The following is a 22,795-nucleotide window of genomic DNA, read 5'->3' as shown; positions in this document are numbered from 1 at the left end:
GCCCAACAATCGACCAATGTCGCCAGCGCCACGCCCGACACCATGGCGTGGGATTCCCGCGCGCGGCGGGTGATGATGATCTACCTGCCGCTGTCCTGCTTCGTGCTGATCCTGCTGTTCCCGTTCTACTGGATGGCGATCACCTCGTTCAAACCGAACGCCGAGCTTCTGAACTACAAGGAGCACAATCCGTTCTGGATCTCCTCGCCGACGCTCGCCCATATCAAGCATTTGCTGTTCAACACCGCCTATCCGACCTGGCTGAAGACCACGATGTTCGTGGCGATCGGCTCCACCTTCCTGTCGCTGTTCGCTTCGACGCTTGCCGCCTACGCGATCGAGCGCTTGCGCTTCCGCGGCAGTCCTTACGTGGGGCTCGGCATCTACCTCGCCTATCTGGTGCCGCCTTCGATCCTGTTCATTCCGCTGGCCACCGTGATCGTGCAGTTCGGCCTGTTCGACTCGCCGATGGCGCTGATCCTGGTGTATCCGACCTTCCTGGTGCCGTTCTGCACCTGGCTCCTGATCGGCTATTTCAAATCGATCCCGTATGAGCTGGAGGAATGCGCGCTGGTCGACGGCGCCACAAGGCTGCAGATCCTGCGGCGGATCACGCTGCCGCTCGCGGTGCCCGGCCTGATCTCGGCCGGCATCTTCTCCTTCACGCTGTCGTGGAACGAGTTCATCTACGCGCTCGCCTTCATCCAGAGCGGCGCCAACAAGACGGTGCCGGTCGCGATCCTGACCGAGCTCGTCACCGGCGACGTCTACCAGTGGGGCGCGCTGATGGCGGGCTCCCTGCTCGGCTCGCTGCCGGTCGCGCTGTTTTATTCGCTGTTCGTGGATTACTACGTGTCGTCGCTGACGGGCGCGGTGAAGGAATAGGATCAGCGGATATAGAACGCCACCGGCGCGCTAAACGGCATCGAGGCCTGTTTCACATCAGCAGGGAATGCGGGAAACGGCTGGGCGCGGCGCACCATTGCCAGCGTCTCGGCGTCCAGCGCCGAATGGCCTGACGAGCCGCCGAGGCCGACGGAAAGCACCCCGCCGCTCCGGCTGAGCGTGAAGCTGACCCGCGCGGTGCCCTGCTGGCCCGCAGCCTTGGCGGCGGGCGGATATTGCTTGAAGCGTTGCAGATGCGCGGCGACCATCTGCCGGTAGGAAGCAAGGGCTGCCGCCGATGCTCCGGCGCTGACGGCGGACGCGGCCGGCGCCTGGCGCTCGGCCTTGGGCGAGGCTGTCGTTCGCGGCGCGGGCGGCGCGTCGGTCGGTTTCTTCGCCTCCGCGCGAACCACCTTCGGCTTCACCGGCGACGGCTTTTTCTCAGGCTCGACCTTGGCCGGCTCCGGCTTCGGCGGGGTCGGCTCGGTCTTCTGCTCTGGTGGGGCTACGACTTCCGGCTTCTCCTGCGGCGGCGTCGGCGCGATCTGTTCCTGCACGGCTTCCGCAGCCGCCGGCTCCGGCGGCGAGGCATCGGCCTGCTGCATAACAGGCCCCGGCGCGAGATCCATTTGCGTCGGTTGCGGCGCGGAGGAAGCCGGCGCCATGTCGACCATGATCGCGGGCAAGGTGACGCCCGGCACCGGCCGCTGCGTGTACCAATTCAAGGCAAGCGCGATCAGTGCTGCATGCGCGACGACGATCGCCGTGGCCGACGCTCCCCAGCGCCGAACGGCGGCCTGGTCGGAGATATCATGCAGCGCGAACGCGTTCATGGCAGTCAACTGCGGCCGTCGAGGCCGACCAGCGCGATCTTGAGATAGCCGGCGTTGCGCAACAGGTTCATCACCTCCATCAGGTCGCCATAGCTGACGGCCTTGTCGGCGCGCAGATAGATGCGCTCGTCCTTTTTCCCGTGCGTGGCGCTGTCGAGCGTGGAGGTCAGCACGTCGCGCGCAATGACATCCTCGCCAACCGCCACCGAAAGATCCGGCTTCACCGTGACGAACACCGGCTTGTCCGGCCGCGGTGACGGCTCGACCGCGCTCGCCGGGAGATCGACGCCGAGATCGACGGTGGCGAGCGGGGCGGCGACCATGAAGATAATCAGGAGCACCAGCATCACGTCGATGAACGGCGTGACGTTGATCTCATGCGACTCGACAAGATCGTCGCCGCCGCGTGCCCGTCCACCGATTGCTTGACCGAGCTTCGCGCCCATCGTTCACACTCCGTCGTTTACTCGGCGGCGCGCGCAAGCCGGAACGAGCCGCGGTCGCCTTCGCGGCTGATCAGAAGCAGCACCATTGCCGAGGCGTCGCCGAGCAGCGCGCGATGGGCCGCGATGGTGCGGGTGAGATGGTTGTAGATCACGACCGCGGGGATCGCCGCGACAAGACCGAGCGCGGTCGCCAGCAGCGCCTCGGCGATACCCGGTGCGACAACGGCGAGATTGGTGGTGTGGGCTTCGGAAATGCCGATGAACGAGTTCATGATGCCCCAAACCGTTCCGAACAGGCCGACGAAGGGTGCAGTGGCGCCGATGGTCGCGAGCACGCCGGTGCCGCGCGCGATCTGCCGCGACATCGCGGCCTCGACCCGCTCCAGCCGCAGCGCCACCCGCTCCTTGAGGCCGTCGTCAAAATGGCCGCCGGAGAGGCTGGCCTCGCGCGCGGCGGACTGGACGATCTGCGCCACGGCGTCGTTGCCGCCGCGGGTTTCCTGCTCGGCCTTGGCGAGCACGGTATCGGTTTCCAGCAGGCTCAGGCGCCGCCTGGCGGTCGCCGTCTTGCGGCGGACTTCAATGGTTTTGGCGAGCCAGATCGTCCACGTCACCAGCGAGGCGAAGGCTAAGCCCACCATGACCGCCTGCACCACGACGTCCGCATTCACGAACATGTTCCAGGGCGACAGGTTGCGCGGCAGCAGCGCGACGTCGGTGGCGCCGAGCGCCGCACTCGGCAAGATGGCCACGCCGGCCGCGCCGCACCAACGGATCATAACGTCCAGCACTCTATGCTGCATGGTCGTCTCCCGGGCTGACAATACGAACCGGCTACGCCGCGCGGGCGGGCGCGATCCTCTCGCTAAGCGCATGAAAGCGCTGCAACTGGTCGCTGCGCAGCGCGCGCGTCTCGTCGCGGCCGACGAACACCTTGAACATGATGCCGCCGTCCACATTGACGAACGCGATGAAGGCCGACGATTTGCCCATGAAGGGCCGCTCGACGAAAGCGATGGCCGCGCAGCGTTCGTGACGAAGATGGCCGTGAAGCCCCTTCGGCTGCATCAGGTTGAAATAGCCGCGGCCGATCTCGCCCGCGGGCACGCTGCCGGTGAATTCGAAGATCGCATCATCGGTATGGACGATCAGCGTCACCTCGCCCCATTGCGCGACGTCGGCCATCGCGGCGGCGAATTCGCTGCCGCCACCGATACGCACCATCGTTTCCGGCAGCGCCTCCAGGACGGCGCGCGGGGTAACTTTCCGCTCCCGCGCCACATCCTCGATCACCGCGCCCGGATGCTCCGCCATATACGCCTTGAGGCCGGCAACGTCCGTGCTCAACATGGCACCCTCCCCTTTAAGCGGCGGCGCTGGACTTGCGCTCGCTCAGGATCACTTCAAATCCTTCAAACTTGGGATGGCCGAGGTAGAGGCTTTCGCCGGTCTTGTTGTCGGCGCGGGCGTGGGCCCGGCGGAATTCTTCCGATTTGGTCCAGGCTTCGAACGCCGCCTTGTCGACCCAGACCGTGTGCGAGGAATACAGCGTGTGATCCTCGGCGACGGGCCCCTTGAGCAGATGAAACTCGACGAAGCCGGCCATGCTGCTGAGATAGGACTCGCGCGTGCGCCAGACGGTCTCGAACGCCGCTTCAGAGCCAATCTTCACCTGGAACCGGTTCATTGCGATAAACATTTCAAAATCTCCTTGCTGGGTTGCTGGGGTGCGCCTGGCGTACCGCTTGAGTTGGTGGGAAACATGAACGCACCGCAGCCGCGCTGGAGCATTAGCGCGGCCCGGTGCAACTTGATCGGTTTGTCAGCTCGTCGAACTAAACTCCGCCAAAGTGAATTTTCAAACCGGCCTTGTAGACCCTGCCCGGTCCGGGGCTCGACCACAACACGTCGTTCTGCGTGGAGTTGTCGGAGGAACTGCGCGGGATCGCGTAGGGCCGGTAATACTGGTTCAGGAGATTGTCGATCGACGCGGAGAACACGATATCCTTGGTCGCGTTCCAGGTCAGATACAGATTGACCAGTTCATACCCGGTCGAGGGCAGATAGCCGGCGGGCACGTCGTTGTTGGCGCCAAACGAGGACCACTGCGCCGCCAGGATCAGCCTGCGGTCGAGCAGCCGCACGCCGCCGGTCGTGGTGATCTTGCGCGGCGTGATGGTCGAAAGCCCGATATTGGTCGCGACGTTCTTGCCACGGATCAGGTGACCGGCGACGCCGACATACCATGAGCCCGCGTCATACAGCGTCTCGGCCTCGATGCCCTCGATCCGAGCCTGCGCGATATTCTGGTACTGGTAGAACTGGGGGAGCGTGCCGAACGGCGGCATCGCAACAAATCCAAAGGGGACGAGGTCGATGTAGTCACTGACGTCGTTGCGGAACACGTTGAACTTGCCGCGGAAGCTGTCGTTGGCGGAAAAGATGCCGTCATATTTCAGGTTGACGCCGGCTTCCTTGTTCTTGCCGACCTCCGGCCGCAGGTTGGGATTGGGCAGGAAGCAGAACAGGCCGAAATTGCCGTCCGGGCAGTTGAAACCAAACGGCGCACCACCGTTTGCATGCGAGCCGTTGATCAGCGTTTCCGTGATCGCGGGCGCGCGATAGCCTTCGGCATAGCTGACATAGGGCGTGAAGCCCGCCACCGGCGTTACGCCGACAGTGATCTTGGGCGAGAAGCGATCGCCGCCGCCACCCGTCGCCACCGTCGGCGAATGAAGATCGTAGCGGTCGTAGCGGATCGCGCTGACGACTTCGAGCCAGGTCGAATAGTTCTGCTTCAGTTGTGCGAAGCCGCCGGAGACGGTCCGCAAGCCGCTGGGCGTGGTGACGTTCGAATTGCCGCGACTGTCGGTCGTTCTCACATCGTCCTGAAACGCGTCGAACCCGACCGTGAAAGCGTTGCGCCAGTCGCCGACATTGAAGCGGGTCGTGTTGTTGACGTCGATGCCGAGGGTATCGAGCACATAGCCGCGGCGGTCGCCGACGCAGCCCGAAATGTTGTTGCCGGGATTGGCAAGCGAACAAACGCCACCGCCACTGTTGATGCGGTTATTATAGGTCTTGATCTGGTCGTTGTCGGTACGATTGCCGTAGACGGTTGCGCTCCAGTCGAACCATCTGTCATCAGGCTTCGAGTACTTCCAGGTGAGCGTTCCCGTGTAGTTCTTCGCGTCCGATGCATAGACCGAGCTGCCCGCGATCGCCGCCGGGGGCGTAAGGGTGGTGGTCGGCCCGCGATTGAATTGCCCAATACTGTACTTGTAATCCTGGAAGATGCCGCCGAGCTTGACCTCATGGCCTTCGGCGGGACGCACCGTAACCTTCATCAAGCCGGCCGCGATCTCGTTGCCTGTATTGCCGATCTCGGTGCCGTTGCCGTCCTTGTAGTTGCCCTGGGTGCGGTAGACCGCGCCGCCGAACACGTCGACATCGGGGTTGACGCGCACGCCGCCGAAGATCGAGCCGAGGCCGCGAGCGCTGTTGGTGCCGCCAGAGCCGGTCATGTCGACGCCCCAGCGCTCGCCGGGGCGCACGACGTCGTCGATGTCCTTGGTGCGGAACGAGACCACGCCGCCGATCGCGCCGGAGCCGTAGATGTTCGCGGTCGGGCCGCGCACGATATCGACGCCGCCGACCAGTTCCGGGTCGAGGAAGAACGAGCCGTTGGCATTGTGGCCGGTGCGCTGGTAGTTCTGCCGCGCGCCGTCGACAACGACGGCGACGCGGCCGAAATCCTGCAGGCCGCGGATGTTGATCACGGTCGAGGGATCGTCGCCGCGCTCCTGAAACGAAACACCGGGCACGTTGTAGAAGATATCGGACAGCCGGTTCGGCTGCAGGCCCTGGATCTGCTCGAGCGTCACCACGCTGACCGGCGCCAGCGCGTCGATGGCGCGCTCCTCGGTCTTCGAGGCTGCCACCGTGATCGTATCGAGCGATTGCACCGGTGCGGCCCCAATCTGCGCCCGCGCGTTCATCGCCGGCGCCTGCGTATCCTGCTGCGGCTTGGCTTGCTGGCGCTTGGCCTGCTTCTGTTTCTTCTGCTCGGCAGGGCGCGTGACGGCCTCCGCTTCGAGCGCCTGCGTGAACGCTGCGCTTGACGACATCAATGCGAACGAAAATGCCGACGCGCCTAAAACCAAGGCGCGCGAATGCCTAGCCCCGAAAGCCATACTGCCCCAACCTGTTGTTCTGTCTCTTGGGTCTGGCTGGCGGGAACCGCGGTGATGAGCGGCTGCTTGCTGGCTACCAATTTTCGCGACCGAGCACCCCCGCCCGTATCGCATTCATCTTGGTTACGCCGCGTTGCGGAACCGGTCAATAACGGCACGGCGCACTTTACATCGATTGTAAAGTGCAGCAGTTGGATTGCGCGTCGATCAAATTATACAAGCAGCTGGTCGGGAATATTGGGGACACAGCAGCAATTATGGCGGCACCTTCAGGAGATAATGTCGGAGGCGCCGGAAAGCATGCCGAAAAGCCGTCGTCTGCGACGCGCCTTCTCACCATGAACGGCAGCCGTATCGACAGCCGCGAGCTGTTCGCGACCGAGCGCGAAATTATCATCGCGCATGGCGAGGACAATTATCGCCTGCGGCTGACGTCGCAGAACAAGCTGATTCTGACCAAGTGAACCTCACCAAAAGGACCTAACCAGGTGAACCGGCAATGACATTTTGTCGCACACTCGTATTGTCGGCCGCCGCGGGCTGTTTCCTGCTTGGCGGCACAGCGCTCGCCGCGGGCATTACGGTGCATGATGCCCGTAACCGCGACGTCACGATCGGCGATGTCGCGCGGATCGTCTCGATCGGCGGCGCGATCACGGAAATCCTCTATGCGCTGGGCTTTGAGGACCGCCTCGCCGGTGTCGACTCGACCAGCCTCTATCCGGCCGCAGCGCTACGCGACAAGCCGAATGTCGGCTACATGCGCCAGCTTTCGGCCGAGGGCGTGCTCGGGCTCAACCCCTCGCTGGTGCTGGCGGCGCAAGGGTCCGGGCCGAAGGAAACCATGGACGTGCTGGAGGCCGCCAGGGTGCCGCTGGTGCTGGTGCCGGAAACATTTTCGGAAGCAGGCCTGATCGAGAAGATCAGGCTGGTCGGCCACGCCATGGGCGCGGACAAGCGGGCCGAATGCCTGATCGCGGCGGTAACGGACGATCTGACGCAACTGCGCGAGCTGCGCGCCAAGGTGACGAAGCCGGTCCGCGTGATGTTCGTGATGTCGCTGCTGAACGGCCGGGCGATGGCCGCCGGGAAAAACACCGCGGCGAACGAGATCATCGCGCTCGCCGGCGGCGTCAACGCGATCGACGGCTATGACGGCTACAAGATCATCAACGACGAGGCGATCGTAGCTGCAAAGCCCGACGTGGTGCTTTCGATCCAGCGCAGCAAAGACTCGCTGGATGCGGAAACGGTGTACCTCCATCCGGCCTTCGCGATGACGCCGGTTGCGGCGAACAAGGCGTTCATTTCCATGGATGGCCTCTATCTGCTCGGCTTCGGGCCGCGCACGGCGGCCGCCGCCCGCGATCTCTCGATCAAGCTCTATCCGGCGCTGGCGCCGCAGGCGGAGAACTTCAAGCCGGCGGTGCTCGCCGCAAACTGCCGGCTGTGACTGCGCTGGCCGACAGCACCGAACGTGCGAAACGCCGCAGCGGGTATGCATTGCGCCCGCCCGCTTCACTGACCCTCATCTGCCTGTTTGTCGCGCTTGCCGGTGCGGCGCTGATCGCGCTCACGGTGGGCGCCGCGGGAATTCCGCTGGGGCGGCTGCCGGCCGCGCTCGGCCTGTGGGGCGACACTGCAGCGGGTCCGATGCTTGCGCGCGACCAGCTCGTGCTGTGGTCGATCCGGATTCCGCGGATCGCCGCGGCTGCGATGGTAGGCGCCCTGCTCGCCGCATCGGGCGCCATCATGCAGGGGCTGTTTCGCAATCCCCTGGCCGATCCCGCGCTGGTCGGCGTTTCCTCCGGGGGCGCGCTGGCGGCTGCCGCCGCGATCGTGTTCACCGACAGCCAGATCGGCCAAAGCCTCCGCTTCATGCAGCATCAGTTGCTGCCGATCGCGGCGTTTGCGGGCTCGCTGGTGACAACGATCATCCTCTATTCGATCGCAAGCCGCTCGGGGCGGACGTCGATCGCGATTTTCCTGCTGGCCGGCATCGCGATTGCCGCCATCGCCAATGCCGGCATCGGCTTACTCGTGTTCATCGCCGACGATCGCCAGTTGCGCGACATCACGTTCTGGATGCTGGGCTCGTTGAGCGGCGCGACCTGGCCCAAGCTCGCCACGCTGGCGCCGGTGCTCGCGCTCGCTTTGATCGCCTGCGTCTCCATCGCGCGCGGCCTCGATGTCCTGGTGCTCGGCGAGGCCGAGGCGTTTCACAGCGGCGTCGACGTCGAACGCTTGAAGCGGATTTCGATCGTGCTGGTGTCGGCGATGACCGGGGTTGCCGTCTCCGTCTGCGGCGTGGTCGGCTTTGTCGGCATCGTGGTGCCGCATCTGCTGCGGCTGGTGATCGGGCCGGCGCACCGGCTGCTGCTGCCGGCCTCGATGTTATTGGGTGCGGTGCTGCTGGTGGGCGCCGATACGCTGGCCCGCACCATCGTGGCGCCCGCGGAAATGCCGATCGGCATCCTGACGGCGGCGATCGGCGCGCCGTTCTTCCTGGGCATGCTGTTGCGTCAGCGCGGGCTGGTTTCGCTATGACCGCCCTTCTCGAAGCGCAATCGATCTCGATAACGATCGGCGGCGCCACGCTGGTCGACGGCATCGATCTGCGCATCAAAGCCGGCGAGATGGTCGCGATCGTCGGCCCCAACGGCGCGGGCAAATCGACGCTGCTGCGGATGCTGTCCGGCGATCTCCGCCCGACGCGCGGCCAGATCAGGCTGAAACAGCGCGACATCCATCTCTATGCGCCGCGCGCTCTCGCCCACCACCGCGCGATGCTGTCGCAGCATGTCAACGTCACCTTCCCGTTCACGGTGGAGGAAATCGTCCATATGGGCGCGGGCGATAGCGGCCGCGCCACCGCGCAGCGGCTGGTCGATGCGGCGCTTGGCGAAGTCGATCTCGCGCATTTCGCTCACCGACAACTGCCGACGCTCTCCGGCGGCGAGCAGCAACGCGCGCATTTTGCCCGCGTGCTGGTGCAGCTCGCCTGCGGCGAAGAACAGCACGGCCCCGGCCTGCTGCTGCTGGACGAGCCGACCTCCAGCCTCGACATGCGTCACCAGATCGACCTGGTGGAAACGGCGAAGCGGCGCGCGCAGAATGGTACGGCCGTGATCGCCGTGCTGCACGACCTCAATCTGGCGATGCGCTTCGCCGACCGGATCGTGCTGTTGCACCGGGGACGGCTAGCCGTCGACGGCGGCCGCACCGATGCGATCACGGCCGAGACCATCCGCCGGATTTTTGAGGTGGACGTCACGATCGACTATACCGATCAGGGCGTACCGTTCCTGCTGCCGCAGACGATGCGGCCCGCAGGCCCGCCCTAGAGCCCGGTTCTGATTGAATCAGAACCGGGCTCTAGGTTTTTGTTTTGACGCGTTTTCTTGACGCGAACCGGGGCCCACTTCGCTGGAAAACGCTATGACGGCATAACGCCGCAAGGCTTATCCCACGGCGTTACAGGTTCTTCACGGAACTGTCAGCCAATTGTAACAGCCGCTCCGCAAGACAGGCGCATCGTCATTCACAGGAGATCCGCCATGCGCGTGTCATTGCTCTGCTCCGTCGTATCTGTCTTGCTGGCCAGTGCTGCATTTGCGCAAGGCGAAGGCGAAGGCGAATTTCCCGCCACGCTGAAGGGCCACGCCGTGCTGCCGGCGCAGAGCTTCGTCGATGCGCCCGCCGACGCACCCAATGATCTCAAGACCGCGGGCAAATACACCACCGGCAAGCGCACCGACGCCGTCGGCGCCGTGATGGGCAAATCCTATGAGCGGCCGACCGGCGTGTCGCTGCCGTTCAAGGGCCAACCGCTGCAGGGTCATTCCGGCATCAAGGTGATGCCGGACGGCTCGTTCTGGGTGCTCACCGACAACGGCATGGGCTCGCGCTACAACTCAGCGGATTCGATGCTGTATCTCAACCGCCACAAGATCGACTGGGCCAGCGGCAAGATCGAGCGGCAGGAAACCATCTTCCTGCACGACTCCGACAAAAAGGTGCCATTCCGCATCCTGCATGAAGACACGGCAAAACGTTATCTCACCGGCGCCGACTTCGACACCGAAGGCTTTCAGATCATCGGCGACACCTTCTGGATCGGCGACGAGTTCGGCCCCTACGTGCTGAAGGCCGACAAGACTGGCAAGATCCTGGCCGTGTTCGAAACCACCGCCGACGGCAAGCCGGTGCGCTCGCCGGACCATTGGTCGGTGCAGTCGCCGGCAGCACCGGGCGCGAGCTACACCACGGTCAATCTGCGCCGCTCCAAGGGCTATGAAGGTTTTGCCGCCTCGAAGGACGGCAAGTTCCTGTACGGCCTGCTCGAAGGCCCGCTCTGGGACGCCGAAAAAAAGGACGTTGAAAAAGTCGACGGCAAGGAAGCCGCGCGGATCCTCGAGTTCGACGTCGCGGCGGAAAAGTTCACCGGGCGCTACTGGCACTATGTGTTCGAGCAGAACGGCAATGCGATCGGCGACTTCAACATGATCGACGCTTCAAGCGGCCTGATCATCGAACGCGACAATGGCGAAGGCACCGCCGACAAGGCCTGTCCGCAAAGCCAGCGCGGCGAGAGCTGCTTTCTGGACCTCGCGAAATTCAAGCGCGTCTACAAGGTCGAGCTTTCCGACGCCAATGTCGGCAAGCCGGTGCGCAAGATCGGCTATATCGACCTGATGAAGATCAAGGATCCCGACAACAAGGCCCGCAAGCCGCTCAACGACGGCGTCTTGGCGTTCCCGTTCTTCACCATCGAGAACGTCGATCGCATCGACGAGACGCACATCATCGTCGGCAACGACAACAACCTGCCGTTCTCGTCGAGCCGCGAGCCGAACAAGGCTGACGACAACGAGTTCGTGCTGCTGGAAGTCGGTGAGTTTTTGAAGGCGAAGTGACGCTGCCCCTTCTCCCTCTCCCCGCCCTTTCGCGGGGAGAGGGTCGACCGTGCGTCGCTCCAACATCGCCTCACCCCGCCGGCACCATCACGACGCCCTTGTCCTTGGGCCAGCGTATCCGCCAGGCGAAGTTGATGTCCCTGACCTCACCAGGCTTGGCCTCAAAAGCCCACTCCAGCACGCCGCGTTTGTCACGCAGATTGCTCGCGGTCGGAGTCGTCGTGGACGACAGCATCTCGACCACGATGTCCTCGTTCTCGCTGACCGGCAACTGGTCCTCGATCGCGATCCTGATCGGGAAATCATGGCCGTTGCGGATCGTCGTCTTGAACGAACGCTCGTCGGTCTTCGACGTCACGATCAGGCCGGCCGACCCCTCGTTGCGCTTGAGGACGGCGCGTTCGATCTTGATCTTGTCGTCGGCGCCGAACCCGAGCCGCACGGTTTCGTCCTTGCCGGCGGCAGCCATCTGGCCGCGGCCGACGAACACGCCGTCGCGATAGATCGCGACCCGGCCCGGCAGCAGTGGCGCGTCCTCGCTCTGCTTGAAGCTCGCTTCGAGGAATGCGGTCGGATTCATCACCGGCACGGCGCGTACCGCCAGATCGGGCGCGATGCTCGCACTGGAGACGCGCAGGCTCTTGGCCCCTTCGCTGGCGCCGAGGCTGACGCGACCGGGAATCCTGAACACCACCTGGAAGCCGCTGACATCGGCTGTAGCCTGCTGTTCTTCGGCCTTCCCGGCGAGCGCCTCCGCTACCTGGGGCGCCGGTGCTGAGCGCAGCAGCGGTTTTGCATTATTCATCAAGCCGCCGCTGGCCGACTGGGCAGGACGTGGCGGTTGCGGATATTGCACAATCAGCGAATTGAGATCGGGCGCGTTGCCGCCGCGCGCGGTTCGCACGGTCGAGACGCTGAGCGCGACATTGGACCAGTCCTCACCGGTCGCCTGGGTGATTTCGGCGCGGCGCACCAGTTCGAGCGCGGGCTTGCGATCCTTGGCGCCGGTGTCGAGACGGGCGTCATAGAGCGGCGTCCAGCGCGCGTTGCGCACCGCATAGGTCACGCGCAGCGTTGCTTTCGTTGCGGCTGCCGCCGCGAGCTCGATCTTGACTTCCAGCTTGCTCGGCGGCTTTTGCGCCCGGTCCTGTTCGAGACGCGCGATTTCGCGGTCGAGTTCGCGCTGCTTGCGCACGGCGTCGCGAATGGCTGTATCGGCGCTGGCGATTTCGTCGCCGACCGCGGCAAAGGCCGCGCGCCATTCGGCGATCGGCCGCGCCTCGCCCTTGTCGCCGATTCCGGCCGGAGAGATATCCGCAAATCGCTCGGCAAATTTGCGCCGGGCGGTCGCCGCATCGATCGCGCCCTGCAGATTGACGCGCTCGTCCTTCAGCGCCTCAATGCGCTTGTCGAGTTCGGGCAGGTTGACCGGCGATGCCGCGCGCGGCGGCTTTGCGTCGATCGCGCCAATGGTGAGTTTTGCGCCCGCCTCGCCCTCGACCCTGAGCGACGACGGATCCAGCGTGAGCGGAAAATCCTTGAGAACGGCCGAATTCTCGCCGGCCGACAGGTCGAGCGAGATGATCCGCGTGACGCTGGCGCCATCGGGATAGACGGTGACGGCATCGACCGCTGAACTGGCGGCCACGTCCGCCGCCCGCACCGGGCCGGCGGCAAGCGCCGTGAACACGACGAGGCTCGTCGTTAAAAAACCATTCGTAATCAATCGCATGGATACCCTCCTGAACCGCTCGCTGGACGGCGACGCGCAAAGACGCCCACCACTCCCGGTCATGAGACGCGGCGAGGAAGGAACCGGTTCGATTGAAGTTTATCTGCGGCGTCGCCGCGGCGGGACCGCGGCGACGGATAAGCAATCCCTCACAGGGGGATGACGCGCAGTTAGAACACCAGCGCCTTGGCCTGCTTCACCTGCGGCAGTGCCTGCACCTTGGCGAGCACGTCCGCCGGGACCGGCCCGTCGATCTCGACCAGCGCGATGGCGTCGCCGCCCTGCTTGGTGCGGCCGAGATGGAAGGTGGCGATGTTGATCTTGGCATCGCCGAGCAGGCCGGCGAAGCTGCCGATGAAGCCGGGCTTGTCCTCGTTGGTGACATAGATCATCGACTTGCCGAATTCGGCGTCGACCCGGATGCCCTTGATGTCGACCAGCCGCGGCTTGCCGTCGTGATAGACCGTGCCGGACACCGAGCGTTCCTGCCGCTCGGTGGTGACGGTGACGGTGATCAGGCTTTCGTAATCGCTCTGCGCCGCGCGCACGATTTCGTCCACCACCATGCCGCGCTCTTTCGCGACGACCGGCGCGGAGACCACGTTGACGTCGCCCAGCATCGGCCGCAACAGGCCCGACAGCACCGCCGAGGTGATTGCCTTGATCTTCATCTCGGCGACGTGTCCCTCATAGGTGATCTGAACCTTGAGAATTCCGCTCTCGGTGAGCTGACCCGCGAATGAGCCGAGCTTTTCGGCGAGTTCGATGAACGGCTTCAGCTTCGGCGCTTCTTCGGCCGTGATCGACGGAAAATTCACCGCGTTCGAGATCGCGCCGGTCAGCAGATAGTCGGACATCTGCTCGGCGACCTGAAGGGCGACGTTCTCCTGCGCTTCCGTGGTGGCGGCGCCGAGATGCGGCGTGCAGATCACGTTGGGATGGCCGAACAGCACGTTGTTGGTGGCGGGCTCCTCGACGAACACGTCGAAGGCAGCGCCGGCGACATGCCTGGAATTCAGCGCATCGACCAGCGCCTGCTCGTCGACCAGGCCGCCACGGGCGCAGTTGATGATCCGCACGCCCTTCTTCATCTTGGCGAGCGCCGCCGCGTCGATAATGTTCCTGGTCTTTTCGGTCAGCGGCGTGTGCAGCGTGATAAAATCGGCGCGCTTGAGTAGTTCGTCGAGCTCGACCTTCTCGACCCCGATGTCCTTGGCGCGTTCCGGCGACAGGAACGGATCGAACGCGATCACCTTCATGCGCAGGCCCAGCGCGCGGTCGGCGACGATCGCGCCGATATTGCCACAACCGATCACGCCCAGCGTCTTGGCGGTGATTTCGACGCCCATGAAGCGGTTCTTCTCCCACTTGCCGGCCTGGGTAGAGGTGTCGGCCTGCGGAATTTCACGCGCCAGCGCCAGCATCAGCGTGATGGCGTGCTCGGCGGTCGTGATCGAATTGCCGAACGGCGTATTCATCACGATGATGCCCTTGGCGGTGGCCGCCGGGATTTCGACGTTGTCGACGCCGATGCCGGCGCGGCCGATCACCTTCAGCTTCGTTGCTTTCTCGATGATCTTGGCCGTCGCCTTGGTCGCGGAACGGATCGCAAGGCCGTCGTAATTGCCGATGATCTCGGCGAGCTTGTCCTTGTCCTTGCCGAGATTGGGTTGGAAGTCGACCTCGATGCCGCGGTCTTTGAAGATTTGCACGGCGGCCGGTGAGAGCGCGTCGGAAATGAGAACTTTGGGTTTTGACATCTGATGTTCCTTTGGGAAATCGAAACGTCGTCCCGGCCGAAGCGCCTCTTGGCGCGTAGAGCCGGGACCCATACTCCGTGCTGTGGTTATGGGTCCCGGCTCGCGCTTCGCTTGGCCGGGACGACGGCTAAGTGGATGAGTTAAGCGGCCTTCGGCAGCGCGGCCCTGGTCTCGGCGAACGCCCAGTCGATCCACTGCGTCAGCAGCGCGACGTCGGAGGCTTCCACGGTGGCGCCGCACCAGATCCGCAAGCCCGCCGGCGCATCGCGGTAATAGGCGAAGTCGTAACCGGCGCCTTCCTTCTCCACGAGAGCCACGAGCTTCTTGGAGAACTCGGCCTGCGCGTCCGCGTTAAGTGAGGTGATCGCGGGATCTGTGAACTTCAGGCACACCGAGGTGTTGGAACGGATCGAGGCATCCTTCGCCAGGAAATCGATCCACGGCGTCTTCGCCTTCCAGTCCGAAAGCACCTTGGTGTTGGCGTCGGCGCGCGCGATCAGGGCCTTGAGGCCGCCGATCGATTTTGCCCAGTTCAGCGCATCGAGATAATCCTCGACGCACAGCATCGACGGCGTGTTGATGGTCTCGCCTTCGAAGATGCCCTGGTTGAGCTTGCCGCCCTTGGTCAGACGGAAAATCTTCGGCAGCGGCCAGGCCGGCTTGTAGGTCTCCAGCCGCTCCACCGCGCGCGGCGAAAGGATCAGCATGCCGTGCGCGGCTTCGCCGCCCAGCGCCTTCTGCCAGGAGAACGTCACCACATCGAGTTTTGCGAAATCGAGTGCTTGCGCAAAGGCGGCCGACGTCGCGTCGCAGATGGTGAGGCCTTCGCGGGTCGCGCTGATCCAGTCGGCGTCCGGCACACGCACGCCCGAGGTGGTGCCGTTCCAGGTGAAGACGATGTCGGAAGCCTGATCGACCTTGGCGAGATCGGGAAGATCGCCATAGCCGGCATGCAGCTTGGTGACGTCGTTCAGCTTCAATTCCTTGACGATGTCGCTGACCCAGCCCTCGCCGAAGGATTCCCAGGCGATCGTCGTGACGGGGCGCGCGCCGAGCAGCGACCACAGCGCCATTTCGACCGCGCCGGTATCGGACGCCGGCACGATGCCGATCTTGTAGTCGGCGGGGACTTCAAGCACTTCGCGCGTCAGTTCGATCGCAAGCTTGAGCTTGGCTTTGCCGACCTTCGCGCGGTGCGAGCGGCCGAGGGCAGCGTCCTTGAGATTTTGGGGATTCCAGCCGGGGCGCTTGGCACAGGGGCCGGAGGAAAAATGCGGCACGTTAGGCCGCGAAGCGGGCTTCGCTACGGTCATGATCTATCCTTCCAGATAGTAAGCCTCCCGTTGGGGGGAGGTGTCCCGCCGCGGTGCATAAGGTAAACCGGCCCGATCGTCAAGAAACTTCGGGAGCCTGACGCTCGATTGATGGGTGTTCGCTCTCGGAAGGCACCGGCTCTTGCTGCAGAAGTTCGGCGGCGTCGACGACCAGTTTGTCGGCCTCCCGCCGGCTCGAGACCTTCAAAATGCTGGTCTCTCCGGCCTGCACGACATATTCGCTTCCGATCCGGACAATCGAATATCTTTTCATCGGAAATCCCCAAGCTGCCCCAAGCCCTATGGGAGACGTCGGCATAGCGGAGACGTTCCGGTCCGTAAAATCACGGACGCACGCGTAGTTTATCGGTTGTTAACCGGATCGTAGAGTGACGACTACCTCAGCATTCATAGCAAATACGCTTCAACCGCAGTCGGCTGACCTTTATTCTGACGCGTTTCTTTACGCGAGCCGGATTCCACCCCGGATCAAGTCCGAGGGCATGCTTCGCTCGAAAACGCTATGGCGATCAAAATCGCAAGGTCAAGCCGACATGGCTGCGCGCAAAGCCCAGCCGCTCGTAAAATCGTTGCGCATCGACGCGGGTATGATGTGTCAGCAGTTCGACCAGTTTGCATCCGTTCGCTCGCGCTTCGGCAACCGCCCACTGCACCATCTGCTCGCCGATGCCGCGGCTGCGGCAGTGTTTGGCAACGCGGACATCCTCGATCAGGCCGCGCGAGGCGCCCTGCGAGCTCAGCCCCGGCAGAATGCATAGCTGCAGGCAACCGACGACGGCGCCCTCGCCGTCCTCGGCGACGACGAGGAAGATATTCGGGTCGCGCTGTAGCGTTTCGAACGCCGTGTAATAGGATTGCGGCAGCGGGTCTTCGATCCGCTCCCGGGCACCGCCGAGCGGATCGTCCGCCAGCATGGCGACGATGGCACCTATGTCGTCGCGGCGGGCACGGCGGATGGCGACCTCTGAGACGGCAGACATGACGATTTCCAGTGAAGTCAGCGCGCCGGCGGCAGGCCGAGGACTTTTTCGGTCGCGCCGATCCAGCGGCGCACCGCGGCGTAGCCGTCGAGATGAAAGCCGCCTTCATGCGCCACGCGCGTATAGGCCAGCAGCGATAGGTCGGCGAGCGTGACGGCGTCGCCCACCAGAAATGGCGTGATGGCAAGCTGATGCTCCATCCGCGCCAGCGCCGTATAGCCACGCTTGACCTTGTCGGGATCGAGGTCGGAAACCGGCTTCTTCAGATAGAACATCTGGAAGCGGCAGACGGCGATGTACGGCTCATGGCTGTACTGCTCCCAGAACAGCCACTCGTCCATCTTCCCTGCCGCGAACGCATCCTGCGGAATGAGATGAGAACCGCGCGCGAGATAACGGATGATGGCATTGGATTGCGCCAGCGTACGGCCGTCATCGAGTTCGATCGCTGGCACCTGCCCGGCGCCGTTGAGCTTGAGGAACTCCGCGGTCCGCGTCTCGCCCTTGAGCGTATCGACCGCTATCCAGGTGTAGGGCACCGCGAGATGATCGCACACCCACTTCACCTTGAGGCAATTGCCGGAATTGGTATCGCCGTAGACTTTCATGTGCCGCTGCCCTCGTTACGGCGACACTGCAACAGGCGGCGGCAAATCTGTCAACGGCGTCCGGACGCCGCTGCATCCGGCGCGATCAGAATTTATAACCCACGCCCGCGCGCACCGTGTTGACGGTGGTATCGACCTTCGTGGTGAACCGGAGATACTCCCATTCGGCGCGCAGGAAGAGACCCGAATACAGCATCACGTCGACGCCGAGACCGCCGGCGAAGCCCCATACGAAATGAGAGTTCTTGTCGTCAGTCAGGCTGTAGGCCCCCGAGTAATCGGGAAGCGGTGGAACGGCCGAGCCGACATATCGATAGTTAATGGCAGCATCAGCCCTGCGATTGATATTCGCCTGCCCCAGTGCGACGCCGACAAATCCATAAGGCAGGAAGCTGTCGAATGCGTATGCGCCACGTACGCGCAGCGAGCCGTAATCGGTGAGCTTCATCGAGGCGCTCGAGGACACGACAGCCGTCGACACGTAATCAGTAGGATACTGGAACGACCGGGCCTGGGAGCCGCTCGAGGCTCCGAAGAAGTTGCCATGGGTATAGTTCAGCTCCAGACCAATGATGGCCTCGCTCCACTGAAAATTATAGCCGACGAACCCGCCGAAGCCGCTGTTCTGCATATGGGCCTTGCCGAGCAGAGGCCATTGCGAAATATTGAACTCCGATTCCAGGTCGAGATTGTTCAGAAGCTTGGCGAGCAGGTCCTGGCCGGAGTTGGTGAAGTCCATATCCGCAGCGCCGTGCGCGGCGTGGCCTCCGATATAGACGCCCGACCAGTTGACGCTGCTTCTGCTCAGCCCGTCGGTGAAACTGCCGCGGAGAAACGGCAAGTCCGGCATATCAGCCGCCTGAGCGCCGGTCACCGCTCCGCCCATCACCGCCACCAGCAAAAATCGACGCATCGCAACGCTCCATCGGACACTCTGAACCTGCGTTGATCATCGCCTGTTAACCTTAACCAATCGTTGTCGCGTGCACCGATTAGGCAAGATCTTGTCGGAAAGCCGGCAAACATTTTTCGCCCGCCGCAGCTCCCGCATCGCCATGCACCAAAAGCAAACGGCGCGGGAAGTGCCCGCGCCGTTCGGCAACGTTAACGAATGGCAGTCGCGATTAACCTTTGCGCATTAGCGGCGGCGCGTAAACCTGCGGGCTGGTCAGATCCCAACGCACGCCGAGCTTCAGGTCATGCGAAGTGATGTTCTTGAAGGTCATCGGGTTGATGGTGTTGACACCGCTGCCGTCGAAGGTCCGCAAGTCGCCGGTCAGACCGTCGCCCATGTCGAGATAGCGATAGGCGAGTTCGACGGTGAAGTTCGGCGTGACCCTGTAGGCGAGACCGGCATGCGCGGCCCAGGCGAAATTCCACTTCGCGACGTTGTCGCCAAAGGCGAGACCCGGCAGCGCACCGCCGCCATTGTTGGCAATGCCCGCGTCAGTGAAACCGTTGATCGCGACCCGCGCGCCGCCGACGCCGGCGCCGATGAACGGGGTGATGCACCACCAGGTACCGAGATCGACATAGGCGTTGGCGAGAACGACCCACTCGTTCTTGGTAGCGTGGTAGGTGTCGATGCCGACGCCGCCTACATAGGTGATGCGGTCGGTGCCGACGAACTGCGAATTGCCGCGGTATTCACCGGTCACGTCGGCGCGGAACCAGTTGTTGACCTTGTAACCGACGCCGAGACCGAAGATGCCGGCGCTGTTGAAGCTGTTCCTCTGCACCGATGAGGTGAGGGTGGCGTCGAGCGCGTTGTTCAAACGATCGACCCGCTGATTGCTGAAGCCGATGTCGCCGCGCAGATACCAGCCGCCGAAATCCTCGACCACCGGGGGAGCATACATCGGAGGAGGCGCAATCGCCATGTCGGCAGCAAACGCCGCCTGGGACAATAAAGTGGCCGCACCGGCGGCAATGAAAGACTTAACGCTACGCATTGGCTTCGTCCTTTTGTCCGGTGAGGCTGACTGCAAAAAAGGCCCCACTTCAAAAACTCACGGACGGACGATGGCATTAAATGCTTAAGCGGCGCTTAACCCTAATTATTAAGGTTGACAAACTCTGACTTTTTCATCGCGCTGTTTGCGACGCGAGTCCCGATGCATTTGCAACATGAGTAACAATGGACAAACTGCCATACGTCCTAACGATGTATTGAGAAGAATCCACTCGCCGCCGCGCCGTTAAGATTTTGTTGATGCGCTGAGCTTCCGCCCTCACCTCGCGAGAACGCGTCAGCGCGCGTGCATTGGCATCTTTGGCAGTAACACCGCGAGCAGGCCGAGCGCGGGCAGGAACGCGCAGAGGTGATAGACGAAGGCGATCCCGGTGTGGTCGGCGAGCTTGCCGAGCACGGCGGCGCCAAGTCCGCCGATGCCGAAGGCGACGCCGAAGAACACGCCTGAGATCATTCCGAAACGGTGCGGCATCAGTTCCTGCGCGAACACGATGATCGAGGACGTAGCCGACGAGAGGATGAGGCCGATGAAAACTGTCAGCACGGCGCTCGCGGCAAGGCCGGCATAGGGCAGCGCCAGCGTGAACGGCAGCGCGCCCAGGATCGAGAACCAGATGACGTATTTGCGGCCGAAGCGATCGCCGAGCGGCCCGCCGAAGAACGCGCCTGCCGCATTGGCCGCGAGAAACACGAAGAGGTAGAGCTGGGCTGCCTGCGTCGACACCTGAAACTTGTCGATCAGATAGAAGATGTAATAGCTCGACAGGCTCGACACATAGAGCTGCTTCGAGAACAGCAGTGCGACCAGCACCGCGAGCGCAATTTTGACGCGCCGCGAATCCGGCAGGTCCGGATGACGTTCCACCGCAGCCGATTTCCTCGTCGCGATCTGCGGCTTGTACCAGACGCCGATCCGCCACAGGATCACGATCGCCAGAAACGCGATCGATGAAAACCAGGCGATCGAGGGCTGGCCGAACGGCACCACGATCAAGGCCGCCAGCACCGGCCCCATCGAGGTGCCAAAACTGCCGCCGAGCTGAAACACCGATTGCGCGAAGCCGTAGCGGCCACCCGAGGCGAGACGCGCGATCCGCGCCGACTCCGGATGGAACACGGCCGAGCCGAGGCCTACCAGCGCCGCCGCGATCAGGATGATGGGATAGCGCGCCGCGACGCTGAGCAGCAGCAATCCGAAGAAGGTGAAGGCCATGCCGATCGCAAGCGAGAACGGCTGCGCCTTCTTGTCGGTGAAATGCCCGACAACAGGCTGCAGCAGCGACGCGGTAAACTGGAACGCCAGCGTGATCATGCCGATCTGCCCATAGTCCAGCGCGTAAGCGTCCTTCAGGATCGGATAGACCGAGGCGATCAACGACTGCATGGTGTCGTTGAGGAAATGCGAGAAGCTGATGCCGGCCAGCACGACATAGGCCGGCCCCGCGACGGCCGCCTTGGCGGCAAGGCCCGCTGCGTCCGGCACGACTACCGGCGCGGTCGCCGTTTCTTCTGAGACGATGACGGGCTTGTTCAAGGGCGCATTCCCGAAAAGAATCGCGGACAGGCAGTGTCCGTGTTCTACGGTCGGGCCATCGTCGCGACCAGCAGCAATAGCTTATGGCTGCGATGCGTTGCCGCACCACCGATCAGCGATCCCGCGCCATCAGGATAAAGCTGGCTTATGCCGCCGCGGCGTGACCGAGCGCGGTGACGATCTGATCGACGACGTCCTCGACCAGGATGCGGTCGTCGCCCTCGCCCATCACGCGGATCACGGGCTCAGTGCCGGACGAACGGACCAGCAGCCGGCCGTGCCCGTTGAGGCGATTCTCGCCGTCCATGATCGCCGATTTCACCTCGGCATGGTCGAGCGGCTTGCCTGAGCGGTAGCGCACGTTCTTCAGGATCTGCGGCAGCGGATCGAAACGGTGACAGACTTCCGAAACCGGACGGCGAAGTTTTTGCACCACGGCCAGCACCTGCAGCGCGGCGACGAAGCCGTCGCCCGTGGTGGCGTAGTCGGAGAGGATGATATGGCCTGAGGGTTCGCCGCCGAGATTGTAGCCCTGCTTGAGCATCTGCTCGAGCACGTAACGGTCGCCGACCGGCGTGCGCACCATGCCGATGCCCTGCCCTTCGAGGAAACGTTCGAGCCCGAGATTGGACATCACGGTGGCGACGATGCCGGGCTTGGCGAGACGGCCGTCTTCCTTCCAGCTTTGCGCGATCACCGCGAGCAACTGATCGCCGTCGACCACATGTCCGCGCTCATCGACCAGAATGACGCGATCGGCGTCGCCGTCGAGCGCGATGCCGATATCGGCGCGCATCTCGCGCACTTTCTTGGCAAGCGCCTCCGGCGAGGTCGAGCCGCATTCCTTGTTGATGTTGAACCCGTCGGGCTCGACGCCGATCGCAATGACGTCGGCGCCCAGTTCCCACAGCGCTTCCGGCACCACTTTGTAGGCCGCGCCGTGCGCGCAGTCGACCACCACGCGCAGCCCGTCGAGCGAGAGCTCGCGCGGCAGCGTGCGCTTGGCGAATTCGATGTAGCGGTCATGCACGCCATCGATGCGGCGGGCGCGCCCGAGGCTGGCGCTCTGCGCCAGGCGACGGTCGATCGGCTCGTCGAGCAATTGCTCGATCTGCGTCTCGACATCGTCGGAAAGCTTGAAGCCCTGCGGGCCGAACAGCTTGATGCCGTTATCCTCGAACAAATTGTGCGAGGCTGAGATCATCACGCCGAGATCGGCGCGCATCGACTTGGTCAGCATCGCGACCGCCGGCGTCGGCATCGGACCGAGCAGCAGCACGTCCATGCCGACCGAGGTGAAGCCGGCCACCATGGCGTATTCGATCATGTAGCCGGAGAGACGCGTGTCCTTGCCGATGACGACGCGGTGGCGGTGGTCGCCACGCTGAAACACCAGGCCGGCCGCCTGCCCCACCTTGAGCGCGAGCTCCGGCGTGATCAAACCATTGGCGCGGCCCCGAATTCCGTCGGTACCGAAATATTTGCGACTCATGTGACCCCCAGCCGTTCCAGAGTCTTCTTCAGGCCATCAAGGCCACGAATCCCCCGAACGCCCTCCATCCTAGTGTGCATGGGTTATAATCCCTCGGCCGCTAAAATGGC

Annotated in this window: 22 protein-coding genes; 6 read left to right on the top strand and 16 right to left on the bottom strand. The window is 63.6% G+C overall.

From position 1 onward, the window contains the following. Positions 1-42: 42 nt before the first annotated feature. Positions 43-885: a carbohydrate ABC transporter permease gene (locus V1279_RS04005; protein WP_442894033.1), complete on the top strand. Its 843-nt coding sequence runs from the start codon at positions 43-45 to the stop codon at positions 883-885. 2 nt (positions 886-887) lie between these two features. Here V1279_RS04005 and V1279_RS04000 read toward each other — a convergent pair whose 3' ends face one another. From V1279_RS04000 to V1279_RS03975, 6 genes are all read right to left on the bottom strand, one after another. Continuing rightward, positions 888-1,718 carry a TonB family protein gene (locus V1279_RS04000; protein ID WP_334432679.1) on the bottom strand — a complete coding sequence of 277 codons (831 nt, stop codon included), beginning with the start codon at positions 1,716-1,718 and terminating at the stop codon, positions 888-890. Positions 1,719-1,723: 5 nt separating this feature from the next. Beyond that, entirely contained in the window at positions 1,724-2,164 is a 441-nt protein-coding gene (gene exbD, locus V1279_RS03995) for a TonB system transport protein ExbD (protein WP_334432676.1), read from the bottom strand. A 17-nt stretch (positions 2,165-2,181) separates the two neighbouring features. Continuing rightward, the gene (gene exbB / locus V1279_RS03990; protein ID WP_334432673.1) at positions 2,182-2,967 is read right to left on the bottom strand and encodes a tonB-system energizer ExbB; all 786 of its coding nucleotides are present in this window, start codon (positions 2,965-2,967) and stop codon (positions 2,182-2,184) included. Positions 2,968-2,998: 31 nt separating this feature from the next. Continuing rightward, positions 2,999-3,514 (bottom strand): heme utilization cystosolic carrier protein HutX, encoded by a 516-nt coding sequence (hutX, locus tag V1279_RS03985; RefSeq protein WP_334432670.1) that lies wholly within the window; start codon positions 3,512-3,514, stop codon positions 2,999-3,001. A 13-nt stretch (positions 3,515-3,527) separates the two neighbouring features. Further along, on the bottom strand, positions 3,528-3,863 hold the full coding sequence (locus tag V1279_RS03980; protein ID WP_057839794.1) for an antibiotic biosynthesis monooxygenase family protein: 336 nt from the start codon (positions 3,861-3,863) through the stop codon (positions 3,528-3,530). Positions 3,864-3,999: 136 nt separating this feature from the next. Continuing rightward, entirely contained in the window at positions 4,000-6,291 is a 2,292-nt protein-coding gene (locus V1279_RS03975; protein WP_442894732.1) for a TonB-dependent hemoglobin/transferrin/lactoferrin family receptor, read from the bottom strand. Between the two features lie 323 nt (positions 6,292-6,614). Here V1279_RS03975 and V1279_RS03970 point away from each other — a divergent pair, with 323 nt between their 5' ends. From V1279_RS03970 to V1279_RS03950, 5 genes are all read left to right on the top strand, one after another. Next, positions 6,615-6,821 (top strand): hemin uptake protein HemP, encoded by a 207-nt coding sequence (locus V1279_RS03970; protein WP_334432662.1) that lies wholly within the window; start codon positions 6,615-6,617, stop codon positions 6,819-6,821. Between the two features lie 35 nt (positions 6,822-6,856). Beyond that, on the top strand, positions 6,857-7,810 hold the full coding sequence (locus V1279_RS03965; RefSeq protein WP_334432660.1) for a heme/hemin ABC transporter substrate-binding protein: 954 nt from the start codon (positions 6,857-6,859) through the stop codon (positions 7,808-7,810). Continuing rightward, on the top strand, positions 7,807-8,904 hold the full coding sequence (locus tag V1279_RS03960; RefSeq protein WP_442894731.1) for a FecCD family ABC transporter permease: 1,098 nt from the start codon (positions 7,807-7,809) through the stop codon (positions 8,902-8,904). The genes V1279_RS03965 and V1279_RS03960 overlap by 4 nt, the downstream gene beginning before the upstream one ends. After that, entirely contained in the window at positions 8,901-9,701 is an 801-nt protein-coding gene (locus V1279_RS03955) for a heme ABC transporter ATP-binding protein (protein ID WP_334432655.1), read from the top strand. The genes V1279_RS03960 and V1279_RS03955 overlap by 4 nt, the downstream gene beginning before the upstream one ends. A gap of 213 nt (positions 9,702-9,914) precedes the next feature. Further along, positions 9,915-11,273 (top strand): esterase-like activity of phytase family protein, encoded by a 1,359-nt coding sequence (locus V1279_RS03950; protein ID WP_334432653.1) that lies wholly within the window; start codon positions 9,915-9,917, stop codon positions 11,271-11,273. A 70-nt stretch (positions 11,274-11,343) separates the two neighbouring features. Here the strand turns inward: V1279_RS03950 and V1279_RS03945 are convergent, their stop codons facing one another. From V1279_RS03945 to glmM, 10 genes are all read right to left on the bottom strand, one after another. Further along, entirely contained in the window at positions 11,344-13,005 is a 1,662-nt protein-coding gene (locus tag V1279_RS03945) for a mucoidy inhibitor MuiA family protein (RefSeq protein WP_334432651.1), read from the bottom strand. Between the two features lie 170 nt (positions 13,006-13,175). Next, on the bottom strand, positions 13,176-14,765 hold the full coding sequence (gene serA, locus V1279_RS03940; RefSeq protein WP_334432649.1) for a phosphoglycerate dehydrogenase: 1,590 nt from the start codon (positions 14,763-14,765) through the stop codon (positions 13,176-13,178). 140 nt (positions 14,766-14,905) lie between these two features. Next, complete coding sequence (locus tag V1279_RS03935) at positions 14,906-16,078, bottom strand: phosphoserine transaminase (protein ID WP_334432646.1); 1,173 nt, start codon at positions 16,076-16,078, stop codon at positions 14,906-14,908. Between the two features lie 79 nt (positions 16,079-16,157). Next, the gene (locus tag V1279_RS03930; RefSeq protein ID WP_334432644.1) at positions 16,158-16,352 is read right to left on the bottom strand and encodes a hypothetical protein; all 195 of its coding nucleotides are present in this window, start codon (positions 16,350-16,352) and stop codon (positions 16,158-16,160) included. A gap of 256 nt (positions 16,353-16,608) precedes the next feature. Continuing rightward, a complete protein-coding gene (locus V1279_RS03925; RefSeq protein WP_334432641.1) occupies positions 16,609-17,079 on the bottom strand; it encodes a GNAT family N-acetyltransferase in 471 nt (156 codons plus the stop codon). A 17-nt stretch (positions 17,080-17,096) separates the two neighbouring features. Then, positions 17,097-17,687 (bottom strand): glutathione S-transferase family protein, encoded by a 591-nt coding sequence (locus V1279_RS03920; protein ID WP_334432639.1) that lies wholly within the window; start codon positions 17,685-17,687, stop codon positions 17,097-17,099. Positions 17,688-17,772: 85 nt separating this feature from the next. Continuing rightward, positions 17,773-18,600, bottom strand: a complete 828-nt coding sequence (locus V1279_RS03915) for an outer membrane protein (protein ID WP_334432636.1) — start codon at positions 18,598-18,600, stop codon at positions 17,773-17,775. Positions 18,601-18,811: 211 nt separating this feature from the next. Beyond that, entirely contained in the window at positions 18,812-19,639 is an 828-nt protein-coding gene (locus tag V1279_RS03910; protein ID WP_334432634.1) for an outer membrane protein, read from the bottom strand. Positions 19,640-19,936: 297 nt separating this feature from the next. Further along, positions 19,937-21,193, bottom strand: a complete 1,257-nt coding sequence (locus tag V1279_RS03905; protein ID WP_334432631.1) for an MFS transporter — start codon at positions 21,191-21,193, stop codon at positions 19,937-19,939. A gap of 145 nt (positions 21,194-21,338) precedes the next feature. After that, entirely contained in the window at positions 21,339-22,685 is a 1,347-nt protein-coding gene (glmM, locus tag V1279_RS03900) for a phosphoglucosamine mutase (protein ID WP_334432628.1), read from the bottom strand. Positions 22,686-22,795 lie beyond the last annotated feature (110 nt).

Source organism: Bradyrhizobium sp. AZCC 1610 (genome assembly GCF_036924515.1).
Taxonomy (GTDB): domain Bacteria; phylum Pseudomonadota; class Alphaproteobacteria; order Rhizobiales; family Xanthobacteraceae; genus Bradyrhizobium.
The sequence above is the reverse complement of the archived record's forward strand: the minus strand, read 5'-3'. Positions and strand labels throughout refer to the sequence as shown.